Annotated in this window: 19 protein-coding genes, 2 tRNA genes and 1 pseudogene; 13 read left to right on the forward strand and 9 right to left on the reverse strand. The window is 37.4% G+C overall.

Annotated elements, in window-relative coordinates; genetic code table 11:
* Positions 1-36: 36 nt before the first annotated feature.
* From RBH95_RS00245 to RBH95_RS00255, 3 genes and pseudogenes are all read right to left on the reverse strand, one after another.
* Positions 37-486 (reverse strand): hypothetical protein, encoded by a 450-nt coding sequence (locus RBH95_RS00245; RefSeq protein ID WP_307900740.1) that lies wholly within the window; start codon positions 484-486, stop codon positions 37-39.
* Positions 487-631: 145 nt separating this feature from the next.
* Entirely contained in the window at positions 632-1,009 is a 378-nt protein-coding gene (locus tag RBH95_RS00250) for a hypothetical protein (RefSeq protein WP_307900741.1), read from the reverse strand.
* A 676-nt stretch (positions 1,010-1,685) separates the two neighbouring features.
* A pseudogene (locus tag RBH95_RS00255) lies at positions 1,686-1,820 on the reverse strand (recombinase); the annotation flags it as partial.
* A 211-nt stretch (positions 1,821-2,031) separates the two neighbouring features.
* Between RBH95_RS00255 and RBH95_RS00260 the strand changes: the two are divergent.
* From RBH95_RS00260 to RBH95_RS00275, 4 genes are all read left to right on the forward strand, one after another.
* Positions 2,032-2,307, forward strand: coding sequence for a hypothetical protein (locus RBH95_RS00260; RefSeq protein WP_307900742.1), 276 nt, complete (start codon positions 2,032-2,034; stop codon positions 2,305-2,307).
* A gap of 222 nt (positions 2,308-2,529) precedes the next feature.
* Positions 2,530-3,141, forward strand: a complete 612-nt coding sequence (locus RBH95_RS00265) for a hypothetical protein (protein WP_307900743.1) — start codon at positions 2,530-2,532, stop codon at positions 3,139-3,141.
* Between the two features lie 92 nt (positions 3,142-3,233).
* Positions 3,234-3,737, forward strand: a complete 504-nt coding sequence (locus tag RBH95_RS00270) for a primase alpha helix C-terminal domain-containing protein (RefSeq protein ID WP_307900744.1) — start codon at positions 3,234-3,236, stop codon at positions 3,735-3,737.
* A gap of 1 nt (position 3,738) precedes the next feature.
* The gene (locus RBH95_RS00275) at positions 3,739-4,011 is read left to right on the forward strand and encodes a helix-turn-helix domain-containing protein (RefSeq protein ID WP_307900745.1); all 273 of its coding nucleotides are present in this window, start codon (positions 3,739-3,741) and stop codon (positions 4,009-4,011) included.
* A gap of 214 nt (positions 4,012-4,225) precedes the next feature.
* On the opposite strand, the gene RBH95_RS00280 is transcribed toward RBH95_RS00275, so the two are convergent.
* The 6 genes from RBH95_RS00280 to RBH95_RS00305 all read right to left on the reverse strand — a co-directional run bounded on the left by RBH95_RS00280 (position 4,226) and on the right by RBH95_RS00305 (position 9,550).
* A tRNA-Pro gene (locus RBH95_RS00280) sits at positions 4,226-4,302 on the reverse strand.
* Between the two features lie 175 nt (positions 4,303-4,477).
* A complete protein-coding gene (locus RBH95_RS00285) occupies positions 4,478-5,248 on the reverse strand; it encodes an oxygenase MpaB family protein (protein WP_307900746.1) in 771 nt (256 codons plus the stop codon).
* 193 nt (positions 5,249-5,441) lie between these two features.
* Positions 5,442-5,837, reverse strand: a complete 396-nt coding sequence (locus tag RBH95_RS00290) for a DUF1398 domain-containing protein (RefSeq protein WP_307900747.1) — start codon at positions 5,835-5,837, stop codon at positions 5,442-5,444.
* A gap of 216 nt (positions 5,838-6,053) precedes the next feature.
* Positions 6,054-6,127, reverse strand: a tRNA-Asn gene (locus RBH95_RS00295).
* Positions 6,128-6,200: 73 nt separating this feature from the next.
* On the reverse strand, positions 6,201-7,541 hold the full coding sequence (gene rseP / locus RBH95_RS00300) for an RIP metalloprotease RseP (RefSeq protein WP_307900748.1): 1,341 nt from the start codon (positions 7,539-7,541) through the stop codon (positions 6,201-6,203).
* 71 nt (positions 7,542-7,612) lie between these two features.
* Positions 7,613-9,550 (reverse strand): M1 family aminopeptidase, encoded by a 1,938-nt coding sequence (locus RBH95_RS00305; protein ID WP_307900749.1) that lies wholly within the window; start codon positions 9,548-9,550, stop codon positions 7,613-7,615.
* 154 nt (positions 9,551-9,704) lie between these two features.
* On the opposite strand from RBH95_RS00305, the gene RBH95_RS00310 reads away from it, so the two are divergent.
* The 9 genes from RBH95_RS00310 to RBH95_RS00350 all read left to right on the forward strand — a co-directional run bounded on the left by RBH95_RS00310 (position 9,705) and on the right by RBH95_RS00350 (position 18,440).
* Entirely contained in the window at positions 9,705-10,376 is a 672-nt protein-coding gene (locus RBH95_RS00310) for an SCO family protein (protein WP_307902270.1), read from the forward strand.
* A 73-nt stretch (positions 10,377-10,449) separates the two neighbouring features.
* Entirely contained in the window at positions 10,450-10,683 is a 234-nt protein-coding gene (locus tag RBH95_RS00315) for a FeoA family protein (RefSeq protein ID WP_053990010.1), read from the forward strand.
* Positions 10,676-12,775: a ferrous iron transport protein B gene (feoB, locus tag RBH95_RS00320; protein ID WP_307900750.1), complete on the forward strand. Its 2,100-nt coding sequence runs from the start codon at positions 10,676-10,678 to the stop codon at positions 12,773-12,775. The genes RBH95_RS00315 and feoB overlap by 8 nt, the downstream gene beginning before the upstream one ends.
* Before the next feature lie 30 nt (positions 12,776-12,805).
* Positions 12,806-12,940 (forward strand): FeoB-associated Cys-rich membrane protein, encoded by a 135-nt coding sequence (locus tag RBH95_RS00325; RefSeq protein ID WP_307900751.1) that lies wholly within the window; start codon positions 12,806-12,808, stop codon positions 12,938-12,940.
* A 482-nt stretch (positions 12,941-13,422) separates the two neighbouring features.
* Positions 13,423-13,632 (forward strand): hypothetical protein, encoded by a 210-nt coding sequence (locus tag RBH95_RS00330; protein WP_307900752.1) that lies wholly within the window; start codon positions 13,423-13,425, stop codon positions 13,630-13,632.
* Positions 13,633-13,700: 68 nt separating this feature from the next.
* Entirely contained in the window at positions 13,701-14,429 is a 729-nt protein-coding gene (locus tag RBH95_RS00335; RefSeq protein ID WP_307900753.1) for a GLPGLI family protein, read from the forward strand.
* A 369-nt stretch (positions 14,430-14,798) separates the two neighbouring features.
* The gene (locus RBH95_RS00340) at positions 14,799-15,023 is read left to right on the forward strand and encodes a hypothetical protein (RefSeq protein WP_307900754.1); all 225 of its coding nucleotides are present in this window, start codon (positions 14,799-14,801) and stop codon (positions 15,021-15,023) included.
* Positions 15,007-15,753, forward strand: a complete 747-nt coding sequence (locus RBH95_RS00345) for a GLPGLI family protein (RefSeq protein ID WP_307900755.1) — start codon at positions 15,007-15,009, stop codon at positions 15,751-15,753. The genes RBH95_RS00340 and RBH95_RS00345 overlap by 17 nt, the downstream gene beginning before the upstream one ends.
* Entirely contained in the window at positions 15,738-18,440 is a 2,703-nt protein-coding gene (locus tag RBH95_RS00350) for a carboxypeptidase-like regulatory domain-containing protein (protein WP_307900756.1), read from the forward strand. Before RBH95_RS00345 ends, RBH95_RS00350 begins: the two co-directional genes overlap by 16 nt.
* The last annotated feature ends 12 nt before the right edge of the window (positions 18,441-18,452 follow it).

Here is an 18,452-nt window from a genome sequence, read left to right on the forward strand (position 1 = left end):
AAGCAATGAATTATACACGATGTTGTAAAACGTTTTTTATTCATTTAATTTATCAGGTCGACCCCAGATGGCTTTGTTTTCCGAACCAATTACCCATTTGGTTTTATTTCCATTTATCAAAGTGTCCTTCACAAAATATATTGGATTCAATGAAGTACTATCAGTGGGATTTTTAGTTGGTTTAATTTTAAGTTTATCTCCAACATTAAAAGTTCTATTATCGCAATATGAAAGAACAGTAATTTTTTCGGGTATCGATTCCGATTTAGTTTTTCCAATGAGAAGAGCATAGGGAAGTCCATCAGTTCCGCAAAAGGCAGTATTGCGTTGAAATTTTATTAGCTCTATTTCAAAATCATCAACGACTTGAATATATTCAAATCCGAATCTAAATTTTAGTTGTTCTGTATATCCATTTTGCTTTTTTGATTTACAGCCCATTATTAGAATCAGAACTACTAATGATATGATTTTTGGTCTATTCAAAATGTTTTACAACGGTTTGTGTATAGTTTCGTTGCGTGAAAATCCGCAGGATTTTCGGGTTAAGAAACTAAGATAATAAAGTTGCGAGGATTTTCCGCGAGGAAAATCGGAAGCAATGAATTATACACGGTGTTGTGAACAGTTTTTATTTTATAATTTTTGTTTCTCGTAATAGTTTTTCAATTAATGATTTTGAGTATTTCTCATCAGGGGCAATATTTAAATCGTCAGATGGTCTTAGATATTCTCCAGCATCAAAGGCCTCATAACAGTCCGTAGCAATTTTACCAAATTCAAAATTTTTAAAGAAATACTCATTTGTAACCCAAAATGATTGCAAATTAGTCATGATGTAATCTCCTTGAACAAAGTCAATTTCACTATTCCAATATTGTTTTGCAGTTTCAATTGAAATTTTTTTAATTAAATCGGAAGGAAACTCTTTAGGACTTTCAAGTATTTCGCTGACCTCTTGTCCGCTTAAAATTTTTTTTGATATTTTTTTTAAGATTTCGTTCATCATTTAATTGTACACAACGGTGGGTATATGTTTAGCTTTAGCGTTGTTTTGCCGTCATAAATGTATGGATAATATTCCTACATCCCTATATTTATGAAAGGCAAAATGGAACATATACCGTGTTGTGAGCTTTAGTTTTAAACCACGTGCTGCTGAGCAATTTTTTTAAGTTTAAAAATCTCATTTCATTAATTTTTTTCGGACCAATGAAATGAGCTAAATGTCCGTAGGCCAGTTTCACACCCCTTGCTGAATTCCGATGTTTTTACAGGTCCAATGAATTATGTAACTGGCATGGATCGTTTGACCTGGGCGCTTTTTAATCTTTTAATTCTTTTAGTTCTGTAGGGCGTTGCGCTGGTCCGGCCAGGTACGGGATTTCACCCCTTTGGGGGATTGTTTCTGTGGTCGGAATCCAGTACCTTGGCATTCAAGTTTTGTACGACACCGCTCGTTTGAAAATACATTTTCACGGCGCTTCCCGCCGAAAACTTGGAAGCGGATGGGCCCCTGGCCATCCCCTTGGACCAACCCAACGCCAAGCTGTCCACTTCAATTAAAATCAAGCGCAAAAACATCGAATTGAAAATCAAAAGGTGAAGCTGGTCTATTGCTTACAACAGAGGAATAAACACCATGGTGTTTATCCCCATTATATTTATTCCATCAAATCTACATATTATTCGTACATATCCAGAGGATTTGTAATAGAATTAAACGTATTACTAGCTAAATGGGTGTAAATCTCGGTGGTTTTTGTGGAATTGTGTCGCAAAAGAAGTTGAATGTATCCTAGGTCGGTTCCTGCTTTAATAAAAATGAGTTATTAGTGCTATAGCTGACCATTTCTAAACCATTCTGGTAGGTTCATTATTAAGAAAAATTCTTAATATCTCTTGTCACGAGAGATTTTTTTTGGTTGTTTTGATTTAATAATTTTTCATTCGTCATGTTTTAAGATGACTTTTTGATTGGTTTAGACTATTTATTATTGAAGGCACCACTAAAGGTCCGAACCAATAGATATGAATACAAAACCAAAAGACAACGAATGGAAGCTCAACATCCCAATGGAAAAGCTTCCTATTAACCAAAGGAAAGACTCCCTAATACTCTTATTCTTCCTCAATCTACATGGAGAGGAAATAAGAGCTTTTACCGAGCTTAAATCCAAATGGATTGATAAGGTATATAAGTTGCCAGAAACCTCATCTGAGAGCTATAATTCGACTAAAAATGGTAGGTATATGACCATGAAGAGAATGAGGGAGATTTATAATAAGTACATGGTGAGACCTTAACCATAATGAAGGTCACAAAACTTGGATATGGTGCCATATTAAAATTAGAACAGTACCATACCCATGGTCCCAGAGTTATTGGGGCAAATAATAAGTCCTATTGATAACACAAGTTGTTGGAGCAACTTCAATAGGACATTAGGAATGCTTCTCTCCTATATAAATAGTTGAAAAAAAAAGCAAACACTATTGTTGGAGGCATTCGATTAAAACTATTTAACAATGTTAAATTATTTTAAAAGCGTTACTAGCTCAAGTAACGTACTTGGGGCAATCAGTCCTCAAGACTATCTGAGCAAAATCCAAAAAGGAGACAATAACTTAAATTCCATTCTAGAAGCTAGAGAAATCTACATTGAAGATGCGTTGAGATACACCACCATCAAAAGGAATCTTTTACCATGTTTTACATTGAATTTCAAATTCGATAGGATTCGCAGGGATAATCATATTATTGCTCCCACTGGATTCATGTATTTGGATATTGATGGAAACACCAATATTAACTTTAATCATCCTTTACTGTATGCATCATGGCTTTCGTTATCGGGTAAAGGAAGAGGAGCTTTGGTTAGGGTAAAAGGTCTAACTCAAGATAATTTTCAGTACAACTATAACCTCATCTCCAAAGAATTGGATATCAATAGTGATATTGGAGCTAGGAAGAAGGGCCAAGTTAATGTATTGTCATTCGACCCAAACATCTTTATAAATAATGATTCCGAATATTGGACTTGTGAAACTATAAGTACAAAATACCCCCATTACAGTAGTAATATTATACACAACCCTATTATACATACTGAAATGGGGAAAATACACTACAGGAAATAAGATACGATAATCTAGATGAGGTTCTACCTAAATTAAACTTTGATGGAGAGGCCATATATGACCTGCAAGGAAAGATTCACTATTGTAAAGTCATGATTCCTTTCACTCAGATAGCTAATGGTAATCGTAATAACAAGCTATCCAGTATAGCCTATCAAATTAGGGCATTAAATCCACACATTGAATACAATGTACTGCTGAGAATCATTCAAACCCTAAATATTAAAAGATGCCATGAACCATTACCCTATAGAGAAATTGAATCTATAATTAGTTCTGTCATGAAGGTGCCCTTGGAAGGGTTGAAGCCTATCATAAATGCTTCTAGACGATTTATCTATAATGATATATATGAATTGTCCACTCAAGAGAAAAGAAGCCTTACAATGGCTAAAATCACCTCTGATAAAGTCAAAAACAGTAAGCTGAAAATTGAGAATGCAATTGAGGATTGGGATTTCGATTCTGATAGTAAGATTACTCAGAAATCATTGGTTAGGAAAACCAAGATGAATAAAAAAACAATTGAGAAGTACTATCCCGAATACAAATCTGAAATTCAATTGTTGAATAAGAAATATTTAAAAAGCAAATAACATGAATATACCATATAATTTATTGAAAAGCCAAGACCTGACACCAACACAGAAGTTGATACTAGGTCTAATCTTAAATGAACCTCAAGTGATAATGACTGTTGGTGGAGGATATCTAAAGACCTGTGGTGATATTGGAGCTGAAATAGGTCTATCCAGAGTCAAGGTCAGGAAGGAACTGGATGAACTGGTTAATAAGGGATATGTTGTCACCGAGTATGACACTGCTTGGAGGAAAACCAATTTAACCGATAAGAGCAAAGAGTTTATCTAGAATTGGCAAATAAAAATAAACTCCTGATTGACCCAATATTTTCATATTACAAATAATCTGAGTCGCTTTACGATAAGTATATTTTCTCTATTTTCTTTAATCTAAATTGAGCATGTCATAAAAAGAAAAAATTCAAGGAAATCACAAAAAGATGTTCCTTTTGTGTTCCTTGAATTTCACAACATGCTTATTAATAGATACATATAAGCCTTATTGGTCGGGATGACTGGATTCGAACCAGCGACCCCTAGCACCCCATGCTAGTACGCTACCAGGCTGCGCTACATCCCGTTGTGACCTGTTGATTTTGAAATCAGCGACCAAAAATAAGCAACTGCCCCCTCTCTTCAAAACATAAAATCATCAAAATTTTGAGGTATTTTAAAGTCCCCCCATCTTAACATCATTGTGCGATTGCCTTTTAAAACACATTGCCTAGAAAAGGAATAAAGCTATCACAATACCCTCAAGCCACCCCTGCCCAAGTATCCATAGCCCTAATTTGTGCCTTATAGGCTTTAGGGAGTAATAGGCTTTTGATAAGTCCATCTAAATATAGATGTCTACTGAGTTGGTATATAGGCACTGCAGGCCCTAACCAAGCAATTCCCTTGAATCCCAATAACTGTTTCACGTGAGTAGGCACTACCAACTTTTGGGCTTCCAACAAAACTTGGTATCTGAAATTGCCCAAGTGTTTGCGATACTGCACAAACAGATCCTTGGTGTAGCTGCTTTGTTGAAGGTCATTCTTTAAATGGGACTCCCGTACGGGCAACCAAACCTTATAATTGGACGGCAGTTCCTTAAGTCCCATACACAGGCCTACCCTATAAAATACGTTATACACCTCTTCTTGCTCCTCGGGTGATAAGGGCCGCTCCAACAGTTCATAGGCCGCAATAGAATAATAGATGAGCATAAACAACACATCTCGATACGCCCAATCCGGAATAGTATCGCCACGGCTTTGCTCCACAGCTGTATGGATCTTCCGCATGGTATCAATAGCACGTTGCGCCTCAGGCGCTGAAGAAAACACAATGTTTCGGGCATAGGCCACCGTAGAAAACAACCGCCCCAAAGGATCCTGTGGCAACTTCCCCGTAAAGTACAGCCAATCCACTGCCTTGTTAAGGGCAAACTCAGCAGAGGCCCCAGCAAAAATAAACAGGATGGTATCGCTCTTGCCCCAGATACGGCGCACTACTGATGTTTTTGAAACGAAATACTCCATGGTCTTGTGTTGAAACTCTAAGATACAGAATATTGGATAGAGAATTGGAGAAGAAGAAAGTCAAAAGTGTTTTAAAACCTAAGTAGATAGCTCACTTAAATTATATAAGAGGTAAAAAATCAAGAACTAACGACACAGGATGCCCATGATTTCAAACACCTGAAAAGCACTTTCAATCTTAAACCCTGCAACGCTATGATACTTCAGGAATCTCTTCAACCACCAATAGGGAACCTTTGGTATCAAAATAGCGAACGTTCATGTCTATCATATGGGTAGTCCACTTATACACACCTGCAGCGGCCGCCTGCTCGCAAAAGGTAGAATAATCTGTTTGCCCCTGCTGATGGATCTTCAGTGCTTGTTTCAATACACCTGAAGAACTTTCTCCACTCACCGGTAACTCAGGATATTTGGAACCTGCATCAAGCATAAAATCCTGTAACCCGTAATATATGGTACGCCCATCGGCCACAAAATTATCATAGTGCGTCACCCCAATGGCCTTGAGGTCCTGCACAAACTGCGGGAAGTCGGCCCCACTTTTCACCTTCGCAAAGGCCTTATGAATTTGTTCTATTGTAAACATTACAGTATTTCATTAAATAGTATCAAGGAAACTCAATCTACCCCATACAATCATCCGCGGTTAAATACTCCTATAAGATGCTTAGGAAACGAAACAGTGAGTGAATTTTATACTAATTTAAGAAAATCGACTAGAAGAAAAGTTAAAAACAGACAAGTCTTTCAAAAGCATATAAAACAAAAAAGCCATCATTTCTGATGGCTTTCTCTAAGCTTGCTCCCCCTCTTGGGCTCGAACCAAGGACCCTTTGATTAACAGTCAAATGCTCTAACCAACTGAGCTAAGGAGGAGTGTTATTCGCTTTTGCGAGTGCAAATATAAGAGCTTTTTTTTGATTCGCACAAACTTTTTTTAAAAAAAATTTTATTTAAATATCGCTTTAAAAATATCGTTTCCGTTTGCGAATAAAACCAGCGCTATAAGTATAAAGAAACCAACCATTTGCGCACGCTCCAAGAATTTTTCGCTTGGCGCTCTTCCTGAAACCATTTCGTACAACAAAAACATAACATGCCCTCCATCCAAGGCTGGAATCGGTAATAAATTCAAAACTCCAAGCATGATGGATAGAAACGCCGTCAAGGCCCAAAAGTCCTGCCAGCTCCACGTACCTGGGAATACATCATAAATAGCTTTAAAGCCTCCCACTCCTTTATAGGCACCTGTTTTAGGATTAAAAATCTTCTTCAATTGCTCTCCATAACCATATATCTGGTCCTTAAACTTCACAAATCCTACAGCAAAGCTTTCTCCAAAACCATATTCTTTTTTGATGACATCGTAATATCCGGCCGCTTCAATATCGCTCAAATCTCCACCAGCCAAAATTTCCATCTTACCTTCAGGACTAATTTGTAATTGTTTGTTTATAGTTTTCCCATCGCGAAAAATCCCCACATTAACGGTTTGACCTTTAAACTGGGACGTAACCCCCTCTATTTGGTCATAATATTTTAAGGAGACACCATTAATTTGAGTAATGATATCCTTTGGCAACAATCCAGCTGATTTATTGATGGACGTATCTGGCACCTTGCCTACCACAAATGGAAAACGCAACCCGAAAAAGCTCTTGCTTTCACCATCACTTAACTTTCCTAAAAAGTCCTCTGGCAAAGCAATATCTTTCGTTTCATTTCCTCTTTCAATGGTTAAGGTTTCTGCCGAAATTACTTTACGTCGTATTTCAGACACGTAATTTATAGGCTCACCATTAATGGCCACCACTTTATCCCCCGTCTCAATACCCAAATCGGTCAAAATAGGATTGGTCACCACATAGCCATCTTGTACACTATGGGCATCGATATCCACATCGCCAAAAGCAAAGGACAAAAACACGTAAATAACATAGGCCAAAATAAAGTTAACCGTTACCCCTCCCAACATGATAATCAAACGTTGCCATGCTGGTTTACTTCGGAATTCCCAAGGTTGCGGTTCCTGGGCCATTTGATCGGTATCCATGCTTTCGTCAATCATACCGGCAATCTTCACATAACCACCTAAAGGCAACCAACCAATACCGTAGACGGTTTCACCTATTTTCTTTTTAAACAATGAAAATTTTATATCGAAGAAAAGGTAGAATTTCTCTACTCGGGTCTTGAATAATTTTGCGGGGATAAAATGCCCTAACTCATGCAGTACGATAAGAAGGGATAAACTCAATAAGAATTGAGAGATTTTGATGATAAATTCCATGTATCTCTATAAAAATTTAAGGAACAAAAATAGTCTTTTAGTGCTATTTAGAAAATTCAGTAGGGGTTTCACTAGTTTTTTAACACCGATTTATTAACGATGCCTTTATTAGTCGTTAGTTTCACAAAAAACATACCAACACTGAAAGGTGTCAGGTCTATGCTTGATGTGTCAGCACTTCTTAGAATCAATTGTCCTAACGGATCGTATACATCTACCGAGGTAACCGTAACATTATCAGGTTTTTCAATATATAAAATTAAATTAGTTGGGTTGGGATATAAACGCAATTCATTGGCCAATGCCAAATCGGCAACACCTAAGGTGACATTATTATTTTTACTAATAAGGTCAGACTCCGGATCAAACAATACTTCACTTACTACAAAGCTAACCGGTTGGGAAAATAATTGCCCATTACTTGTATTATCGAGCACCACGTCCAACACCTCCCCTTCCGTTCCAATCAAACGAACCGGTACCGGCGCTTCAAAAAAGCTCACGCTGGGATCACTTTGCTCTTGATATATTTCTATTTCGAATGTGGTCTCCGACGGCTGCGAACAATTTAAAGTATACGTTGGATAACCTTCATGATACACCCAATCATCAAAAAATTCAGTCAAATCATCGCCACTGGCGCTTTCCATAATCTGAACAAAATCCTCCGTTTTGGCATAGGCATAAGCATGGTTCTCATCGGCCAAATAATTATTTAACCCTTGATAAAAATCCGTATCACCCACTTTTTTTCGCAACATATGCAATACCATAGCCCCTTTATTATAGGAGAGACGGCTACTGAAAATTCGGCTCACATTTAAGGTATCTGCATCGGCGAGGTACACCGCTCCATTTGGCAAAGAGGTAATGGAATTTACACGTTGCGCCTTCCAGGTCACAAAATCTGAAGGTTCATCGAAATCCTCTATAACCAATCCCGACAAATAGGTCGCAAAGCCTTCATTTAACCAAATATCTTTCCAACTACCACAGGTAATCTTATTTCCAAACCATTGGTGGGCCAATTCATGGGCAATCAAATTCCTCCCGAAACTCCCCATAAAGGATACCGTGGTATGCTCCATACCGCCTCCCCATCCAAATTGGGCATGTCCATATTTTTCAAGAGCAAAAGGATATTCCTCAAATAACTCCGTAAACAGCTCCATAATATCTACAGTGATTTCTGTATTGACCTGTGCTGAGGCCAAATTTTCAGGATACACATAATTAACGATATCAAAAGGAGCGCCATTATTGTCTACCGTATGGCTATACACCTCATAATTGGTCACTGCCATTGCCACCAAATAAGCAGGAATAGGGTACCGGTGCTTAAAGTGGGTTGTTTTGGTGTCCGTATCTAAAACCTGACTTTGTTCCACCCCATTGGCAACAGCAATATAGGCTTCATTATCTGGATTGAATTTTGGCGTGGTTATAAATACATCCAAAGAATCGGCCTTATCATTTAGATCCTGCTTACAGGGCCACCAGCCCTTGGCTCCATAAGGTTCCGACAAGGTCCAAATGATAGGATCTCCACTATGGCTAGACTGTTCAAACGACCCAAAACCAGTACTGACTGGATTACCAGAATACGTAATCGTTAAGGAATCCAACACCCCTGCGTTGATGGTTTCCGACAAAGTGATCACCAATTCATCATTGGCCTCCTGGATAAAAGTTTGAGACACCCCATTCTTCAACACCTCAGTCACGACCATATCCTCCACTAAATCGAAATAAACTTGCGTCAGGGTTTCTTTCGCCTCAAAATAAGTAGTCACCTCCCCTTCTATAAAGGCCTCCTCGGGATCTACCGTAAATTCCAAACGGTGGTATTTCAAATCGTAGTTACCGGTATTAACACTGGAAACTGACATCATTTGAGTAAGGGCTGCCTTGGCTTCCGTGATACTAATCTCTTCCAAAGTAGTCTCAAAATCCTGAGCAAAGCCCATCAAGGAAGTCAGAAAACAGAACAGGGGTAAAACTTGTTTCATCCGCAATCGAATTTATGGTGTTATAACGCGCTGGTCATGAAGTGAAACTCACAACCTTAACTGGTTAATATTGCTGTTAAAAATAGTATTTTCTTATGATTGTGTCGTATTTTTGCACTCAAATCTTACGGTAACGCCCAAATACAACTTATTGATGTTATCCTTTTTGAAAGCCTATAAAAACTTTGGAATTGCACTTCTAGTGCTTTCCTTGATTATCATTTCCATATTTTATTCTATCCTAAAACCGAAACGGGTTTTACCCGTTTTTCAACCCGCCATGGTCAATTATGAAATGGTTGACAGCTCGATCCAACACCAAAAGAAATACCATACCATTGCCGATTTCAGCTTGACAAACCAAAACGGCCAGACGGTAACTCAGGAAGATTATAAGGACAAAATCTACGTGGCCGATTTCTTCTTTACCACCTGTCAAACCATATGTCCCATCATGACAGACCATATGGCGCAAATACAGGAAGCCACTAAGAATGATGAGGACATCATGCTCCTATCACATTCAGTAACCCCGCAAATAGACAGTGTGGACCAGTTGAAACGCTATGCCCTAAAAAAAGGTGTGAACGATGCCAAGTGGAATTTGGTTACAGGAGATAAAAAACAAATCTATGAACTGGCACGCAAAAGTTACCTTGCCGTAAAAACCGATGGCAATGGGGATGCCTACGACATGATCCATACAGAAAATTTTATGCTCATCGACAAAAAGCGGCAAATTCGTGGTTTTTACGACGGTACCAAACAGGAAGACATCCAGCGTTTGCTGGAAGACATCCAAACCCTTAAACAAGAATACCATTAGTTTTATAGGGCACAATTTTTCTACCCTGAATATTTGCCCTATTTTTGCTTCTTTAAAATAAATCTAAATAAGCTTGCAGGTTACTTTAGCACATTTAAAACGAGGACAAACAGGCATCATCAAAGATGTCTCTTCCATACATATTCCCTTAAAACTTCTCGAAATGGGTTGTTTACCAGGAAATATGGTTGAATTGGTACAAGTGGCCCCATTTTCAGACCCTTTGTATTTGAACATCAATGGGTCGCATTTGGCCATTAGAAAAGAAACTGCAGCACACATATTAATTGAAATCACCAATGGGTAAGCAGATCAATGTCGCTTTAATAGGAAACCCCAACACCGGTAAAACCTCCGTATTCAATGCCCTTACCGGACTAAACCAAAAGGTTGGAAACTACCCAGGTATTACTGTTGAAAAGAAAGAAGGCGTTTGCAAATTACCTCGAGGTGTCAAAGCTCATATCATTGATTTACCGGGAACCTACAGTTTGAACGCCTCCTCTCTGGATGAAAATGTGGTGATTGAGCTTCTCCTTAATAAAAACGACAAGGACTTTCCGGATGTCGCCGTAGTGGTGAGCGATGTGGAAAATCTAAAGCGCAACCTGCTATTGTTCACCCAAATCAAAGACCTCGAAATCCCTACCATATTGGTTATCAATATGGCCGACAGGATGGCATACAAGGGCATTTCTTTGGATATCGATGTTTTGGAAAAAGAACTGAATACCAAAATTGCCCTGGTTAGTACCCGTAAAAATATGGGTATTGACAAGCTCAAGGAACTTATCACCAATTTTAGGGAATTGTCTACCCAACCATGCCTCGATGCCAGTGATATTGACCACGATTATTTTTCGAGATTGAAATCGGCCTTTCCCAACCAGTTGCTATATAAACTTTGGTTGGTAATCACCCAGGATGTAAACTTTGGAAACGTTAGCAGAAAGGAAGTAGATGCTTTGGACGATTTTAAAACCAAAAGCAAAAACGACTTAAAACGCCTTCAACAAAAGGAAACCATAAAGCGTTACCAATTTATCAATAACGCTCTTAAAAAAGGACAAACCATAGATTTGGCTACTGCCAAGGATTTAAGAATAAAACTAGACCGCATTCTTACGCATAAAGTATGGGGCTATCTCATTTTCTTCCTGATCCTACTCACCATGTTTCAGGCAATTTATGATTGGTCAAGTATCCCTATGGATTTTATCGATGGCCTATTCGCCTCAATGAGCGAATGGACCAAAGACCATTTACCACAGGGACAATTCACTAATTTAATTGCCGAGGGAATCATTCCTGGACTGGGCGGCATCGTCATCTTTATTCCACAAATTGCCTTTTTATTCCTTTTTATTTCCATTTTAGAAGAAACAGGTTATATGAGTCGCGTGGTATTCCTTATGGACCGCATCATGCGTCGTTTTGGCCTTAGCGGCAAAAGCGTAGTCCCTCTTATTTCAGGAACCGCCTGTGCGATACCTGCTGTAATGGCCACCCGTAATATTGAAAGCTGGAAGGAACGCCTTATCACTATCCTGGTAACCCCTTTTACCACCTGTTCCGCAAGGCTTCCCGTATACCTCATCATCATCTCTTTGGTGATTCCAAAAGGACGGTTTTTAGGACTAGGATATCAAGCCATGACCCTAATGCTCCTATACCTTATCGGTTTTGGTGCGGCCATTGGTTCTGCCTATCTATTAAATAGAGTCTTAAAAATTAAGAGTCGTTCGTTTTTTGTGGTAGAAATGCCCAATTACAAATTACCTCTATTTAAGAATGTAGCCTTAACGGTGATTGAAAAAACCAAGAGCTTTGTATTTGGTGCCGGTAAAATTATTTTAGCCATTTCCATCATTTTATGGTTTTTGGCGTCCTACGGCCCTGGCGACGATTTTAATAATGCCGAGGCTATTGTAACCTCCCAATTCTCACAGGAACATTTGGAAGAAGAAGCCCTTCAACAACATATTGCCTCCTATAAACTAGAACACAGCTTTATTGGATTGGCGGGAAGAGCTATTGAACCTGTTATACAACCTTTGGGCTATGATTGGAAAATAGGCATCGCCATTTTGAGCTCCTTTGCTGCCAGAGAAGTATTTGTTGGCACCTTAGCGACTATTTACAGTGTGGGAAGTGATGAAGAAGAAACCATTAAAAATAGAATGGCTGGTGAAGTCAATCCTATTTTAGGGACACCATTGTTCAATTTTGCATCAGGGATTTCCTTATTGCTGTTCTACGCCTTTGCCATGCAATGTATGAGCACCTTAGCCGTGGTAAAACGCGAAACCAATAGTTGGAAGTGGCCATCCCTACAATTGGTGGTAATGAGTAGCTTTGCTTATGCAATAGCGCTTATTGCCTTTCAAGTGCTTAAGTAAGGAAGCTCCCAAAATAAAGACTAAAAATTTATGAATACCTTCATTCAAAACATCTTAGTAATTACCGCCTTAGTCTTGGCGGTTGCCTTCTTGGCCAAGAAGTTCTTTTGGACCAAAAAAGCACCTACTAAAGGTTGTGGTAAAGATGATTGCGGCTGTCATTAAAAAAACTTCTTTTACAATTCTATACAGACTCAAGACCGTTTCACTTTTAGACTAAAGACAAAAAACTTTTAGGAAGACAAAAGCACTTTCTTTATTCTAAAAAACTTCAAACTAGTACACAAAAACCAACTACGGTTTTTCCGTACTTCGTAACAATAGTGAGCTCTCTGAAAGCGTAACAAATTAACACCATAGCGCTTACAAATATTTTGTAGGATTTTTTTGCTGTTTTAGTTTTTTTTTTTTTTATGTTTGCCATGTCGACAGTAAAAACCTACAGTTTAGAAGTCTGGATGTTTTTACCAAGACAACAAGATCCATCGTAACTGGTACCAGTTTTTTTTAAGTTCTTTTCTGAACTAATAATTACCCACAAAACTTCTACACTTCTAAAAATTAAAACTTCTGGGCCTGCGGGCCACAAAAATGTTTTACTAACCAACCCATTATAAAAAACATATGGGTTTTAAATTTTAGAAATTATGAAAAGAGTAATTAAAGTAATGCTTATAACACTATTCTGCTTTACTAGTTCAGTTAGTAACAGTGCTCAAGCGGTAAACGATGACACTCCATGTGCGGATCTTGCATTAGAGACGGCTCAATATGTGTCAGTAGTTTATGGAATCAACTTCTATGAAGCATTTTTTTATGCAATGGATAAGTGTATAGAAGATAGATACCTTAATTAAAGAGAATTAAGTATTAATAAGGGAAGTGAATGGGTTTTACATTTCACTTGCCTTGTTTTTTTAAAAACATGAAAAAAATAATTTATCTATTAATTACTTTATTTGTAAACGTAAGCATTGCTCAGTCTAAATCTGGAGTGGTCACATATAAAGTAAAGAAAAACGAAGTTGAAAAATCAACTGAGTATACTAATGACAATAACAGTAAGATGATTGTTTTAATTGAACAAGAGCTTTCACAACTAGAATTTCAGCTAAGTTTTAATAAAAATGAGTCTGTTTTTGAAGGCATAGACGAATTAAGAGAGGACAATAAAAATTATTTTAAAGATATAGCTCTTTTAGCTGCACGAGGAAACAAATTATTCTATTCAAATAACTTAAAAGAAGAGATTATCGAATCATTTAACTTTATAGGTGAAACCATAAATATTAAGAAAAACTATCAAGATTTTGTTTGGACATTTTTAAACGAGACAAAAAAAATTGAAAATTACAATTGCTTTAAAGCGGTATGCGAAGTTGAGGTACTAACAGGATCAAATAACCAAAAATCAAAATATAAAATGACTGCATGGTATTGCCCTGAATTATCTTTTAATTTTGGACCTTTTGAAAGCGTTGGCTTACCAGGTTTGGTTTTGGAATTTTCTACAGATAGAATTATATATTATGCGCAGAAGATTAAATTCAGTGATAAAGACATAGTAATTAATCCACCGCAAAAAGGAAAATCAATGACTCAAGAAGAGTATAATACTTCTGCCAAAAAAGCTTTTGAAAACTCAGGACATTAAAATGGTAAAATTCAATTAAGGTTTTTCCGTACATCATAACAATAGTGTGCTCCCTGAAAGCACAACAAATTAACATCATGGCGTTTACAAATAATTTGTAGGATTTTTTTGCTGTTTTAGTTTTTTTTTTTTTTATGTTTGACATGTCAACAGTAAAAGCCTACAGTTTAGAAGTCTGTATGTTTTCACCAAGACAACAAGATCGATCGTAACTGGTACCAGTTTTTTTTAAGTTCTTTTCTGAACTAATAATTACCCACAAAACTTCTACACTTCTAAAAATTAAAACTTCTGGGCCTGCGGGCCACACAATTTGTTTTACTAACCAACCCATTATAAAAAACATATGGGTTTTAAATTTTAGAAATTATGAAAAAAATACTTTATTCAACAATGATAGGCTTCACTTTTATTAGCTCTGTAAACGCATCAGGTTATAATTATGAAGGCTGTGTAACTGTAGCTTTGGCAAATGAACATCTTGCTCTTAAATTGGGCTTCTCCGCATCTGAAGCATATGAAATGGGAAGTAATGCTTTTGACTACTGTGTTGACCAAAAAAATATTGCAGCCGCGAATGAGTTTAATCAATAATTATTTCAGCCTTGTACTACTATTTTTTAACTTATGCTGTTATTCCCAAAGTATTCAAGTTGAATATAATATTAAAGCCAAATTACCTAACATCTCTTCTTCTGCAAGAAAAGACGAAAGTATGAATCAGGCATTCAAATCAATTGAAGAAGCTTTTAAATACTTAAATTCAATGAAAATGAATTTAAAGGCCAACTCAAAACTTTCACACTTCTACGGGAACAACCAACTCGATAGTGACTATTCTCCAGAAGTTCATCAAATGGCCAAAATCATCTTAGGGAGTGAAAATCAATATTTCTGTAATTTAGATAAAGGCGTAGTTATAAAATGGTTTAATGCCTATGGCCAAAAGTTTATAATTCAAGATTCCATTAAAACTATTAAGTGGAAATTATCTAAAGAAACCAAAATAATTGGCAAATACACCTGTTATAAAGCGACTTCCTTTTATTTTACTAAAAACTCTAGCGGAGATTTTAAAAAAGAGGTTACAGCTTGGTATGCTCCTGAAATTCCTTTTCCTTTTGGTCCAAAAGGATTTTGTAATTTACCTGGATTAATATTGGAATTAACAGATGACAGAATTACTTATTATTCCAACAGCATAAAAATGGAAACTTCAAGTGTACAAATTCCTGAACTACCAAAAGGCAAATTGACAACTCAAGACGAATTGGATCAATTTGGCCAAAACGTTAGAGAAAATAGTCCTTGGCAAAAAAATTAAAAATTAAATACGTTTTTCTTAATTTAAAAATCCTGCTTTTACTGGCAGGATTTTCATTGCATGCCCAAACCGTAGTTGTTTCTGGAAAAGTAACCGATAGCCTACTACAACCTTTGGGCTATGCCAATATTTTGGCCATACCTGATGCCGACAATCAAGAGGTACGCTTTGCCATAAGCGAAGAGAATGGGCAGTACAAATTGGGGCTATCAAAAAATCAGGCCTATACCCTAACCGTGAGTTATTTGGGCTATACGCCAAATAAAATAGCACTTAATACCACTGAGCAAGATCTGCATAAGGATTTTATCCTCAAAGAAAGCCCCAACCAACTGGACGAAATCACCCTTAACTACACGCCTCCGGTTTCGGTAAAAAAAGACACCATCACCTACAAAGTTGATGCCTTTACAACAGGTGAAGAACGTAAACTGCGTGAAGTCCTCAAAAAATTACCCGGTGTAGAAGTAGATAAAGCTGGCAATGTGACCGTACAGGGTAAAAAAGTGACCAAAGTACTGGTAGAAAACAAAACCTTTTTTACAGGCAACAGCAAATTGGCCGTAAATAATATCCCTGCCGATGCCGTAGACAAAGTAGAAGTACTGGATAACTACAATGAGGTGGCCATGCTAAAAAACTTGGAAGACAGCGAGGACATGGCCATGAACATCAAACTCAAGGAGGATAAAAAAGAATTTGCCTTTGGCGATGTAGAAGTAGGAACCGGCATCAAAGAGCGCTACCTCTTGCACCCCAACCTATTTTATTATAGCCCCAATACCAATGTGAACCTGATAGGCGACCTGAACAACCAAGGCGTTAAAAGTTTTACCTTTAAGGATTTTCTCGACTTCGAGGGCGGATTTGGAAAACTACTAACGGATGCCACAGGGTATTTCAGTTTGTACAATAGCGACTTTGCACAGTACCTCAACAACCAAGATTACACGGCCAACACCAACCAATTTGGTGCCCTAAACATCCAACAAGCCCTAAGCCCAAAAACAAACCTCCACAGCTATGTTATAGGCTCCAAAAGCAAAACCGACACCAGAAGTGAAACGCTCAACGAATACCTCAATAATACAGACCCTTTTGTGGAACAGAGAACGGTTTCCAATAAACTGAACAATTTCTTTACCATTGGAAAACTTACGTTGGACTACGACCCCAGTTTTGAGGAAGATTTGGCCTATAATAGTTTTATAAAACTAACCAATAACGATAGTTATGGATTTATAAACACCAATAACCCTAGCCTAAACAATACCATTGCAACCACCACGGATATTAAAGGTTTGCAACTCAAACAGAATTTAAGCTACAGCAGAAAACTGTCAAAAGCCCATACAGCCACTTTAGAGGCCAATTACACTTTTCAAAACGACCAACCCTTCACCGAGTGGCTTACGAACCAACAAATATTACAAGAGCTCATTCCTTTGGAAACTGACACGGTTTATAACATCCTTCAAACCAAAAAATCCAACTCGCACAATGCCTCTGCCATTGCCAAAGATTATTGGGTGCTTAACAACTTCAATCACCTGTACACCAGTGTAGGAGTGAATTCTGCCTTTTCCAACTTTTACACCCAAGACGCACAACACCTTAGCAATGGCACGGTTAACAACTTTAATAACGCAGGATTTGGCAATGATTTTGACTATCATTTTATTGACACCTTTATAGGCCTAGAATACAAATTCCAAATAGGTAAGGCCATTTTCAAACCCATGCTCTACACGCATTTTTACTATTGGACAACCGCACAATACCATATGCGAGCAACGCATCAAAAAACATTGACGCTGCCACAGTTCACCAGTAAAGTTGAATTCAGTAACAGCGAAAAGCTCAATTTCCGTTACCGTTTGAACAGTCGTTTTCCAACCGTCAATCGATTGGCCAGCAATTATGTTTTGGGCAACTTCAACAGTGTTTATAAAGGAAATCCAACCTTAGAGAACCAACTCTATCACACGCTAAGCCTTAGCTATTATAAGTTCAGCCTCTTTAAACAGCTCAACTTAAACTTCAACAGTAGTTTCAACAAAAAATTAGAACACTTCAAAACCACTACTATTTTAGATGGTATAGACCAGTACAGCACCTATATCATGTTTGACCAACCGGAACACAATTGGAATGTGAGTGGTAAAATATCAAAGAAAATAAAACGCATACGCTATAGTTTCAGCAGCAGGTATAGTTATAACGATTTTTATCAAATATTAAATAGCAACACCAATCTGAACATTTCAAAAAACACTTCTGCAACTCTTAGCGCAGAGACTTTTTACAAAGCTTTTCCAAATATTGAAATTGGCTACACCAAAGATTTCAACACGTATCGCTCTTCTGGAATTCAAAACAATTTTGAAAATAACCGCTTCTTTTTCAATGTTGAATACGACTTTTTAAAGGACTTTATTTTTAAGGCAGACTACGCCTACGAGAATTATAAAAACAAAACTTCTAATAGCCACAATACCTTTGACATAGCCAACGCCTCACTCTTTTATCAAAAAGAAGATAGCCCTTGGGGATTTGAAATTGAAGCAACCAATATTTTTGATATTGGCTTTAAACAACAAAACAGTTTTAGCAATTTTTTAATCAGCGATAGCAAAACCTTTATCATGCCAAGAATTGTTATGTTTAAATTGATTTACAAACTGTAAGACACATTAGAT

It is taken from the genome of Mangrovimonas sp. YM274, assembly GCF_030908385.1.
GTDB lineage: Bacteria > Bacteroidota > Bacteroidia > Flavobacteriales > Flavobacteriaceae > Mangrovimonas_A.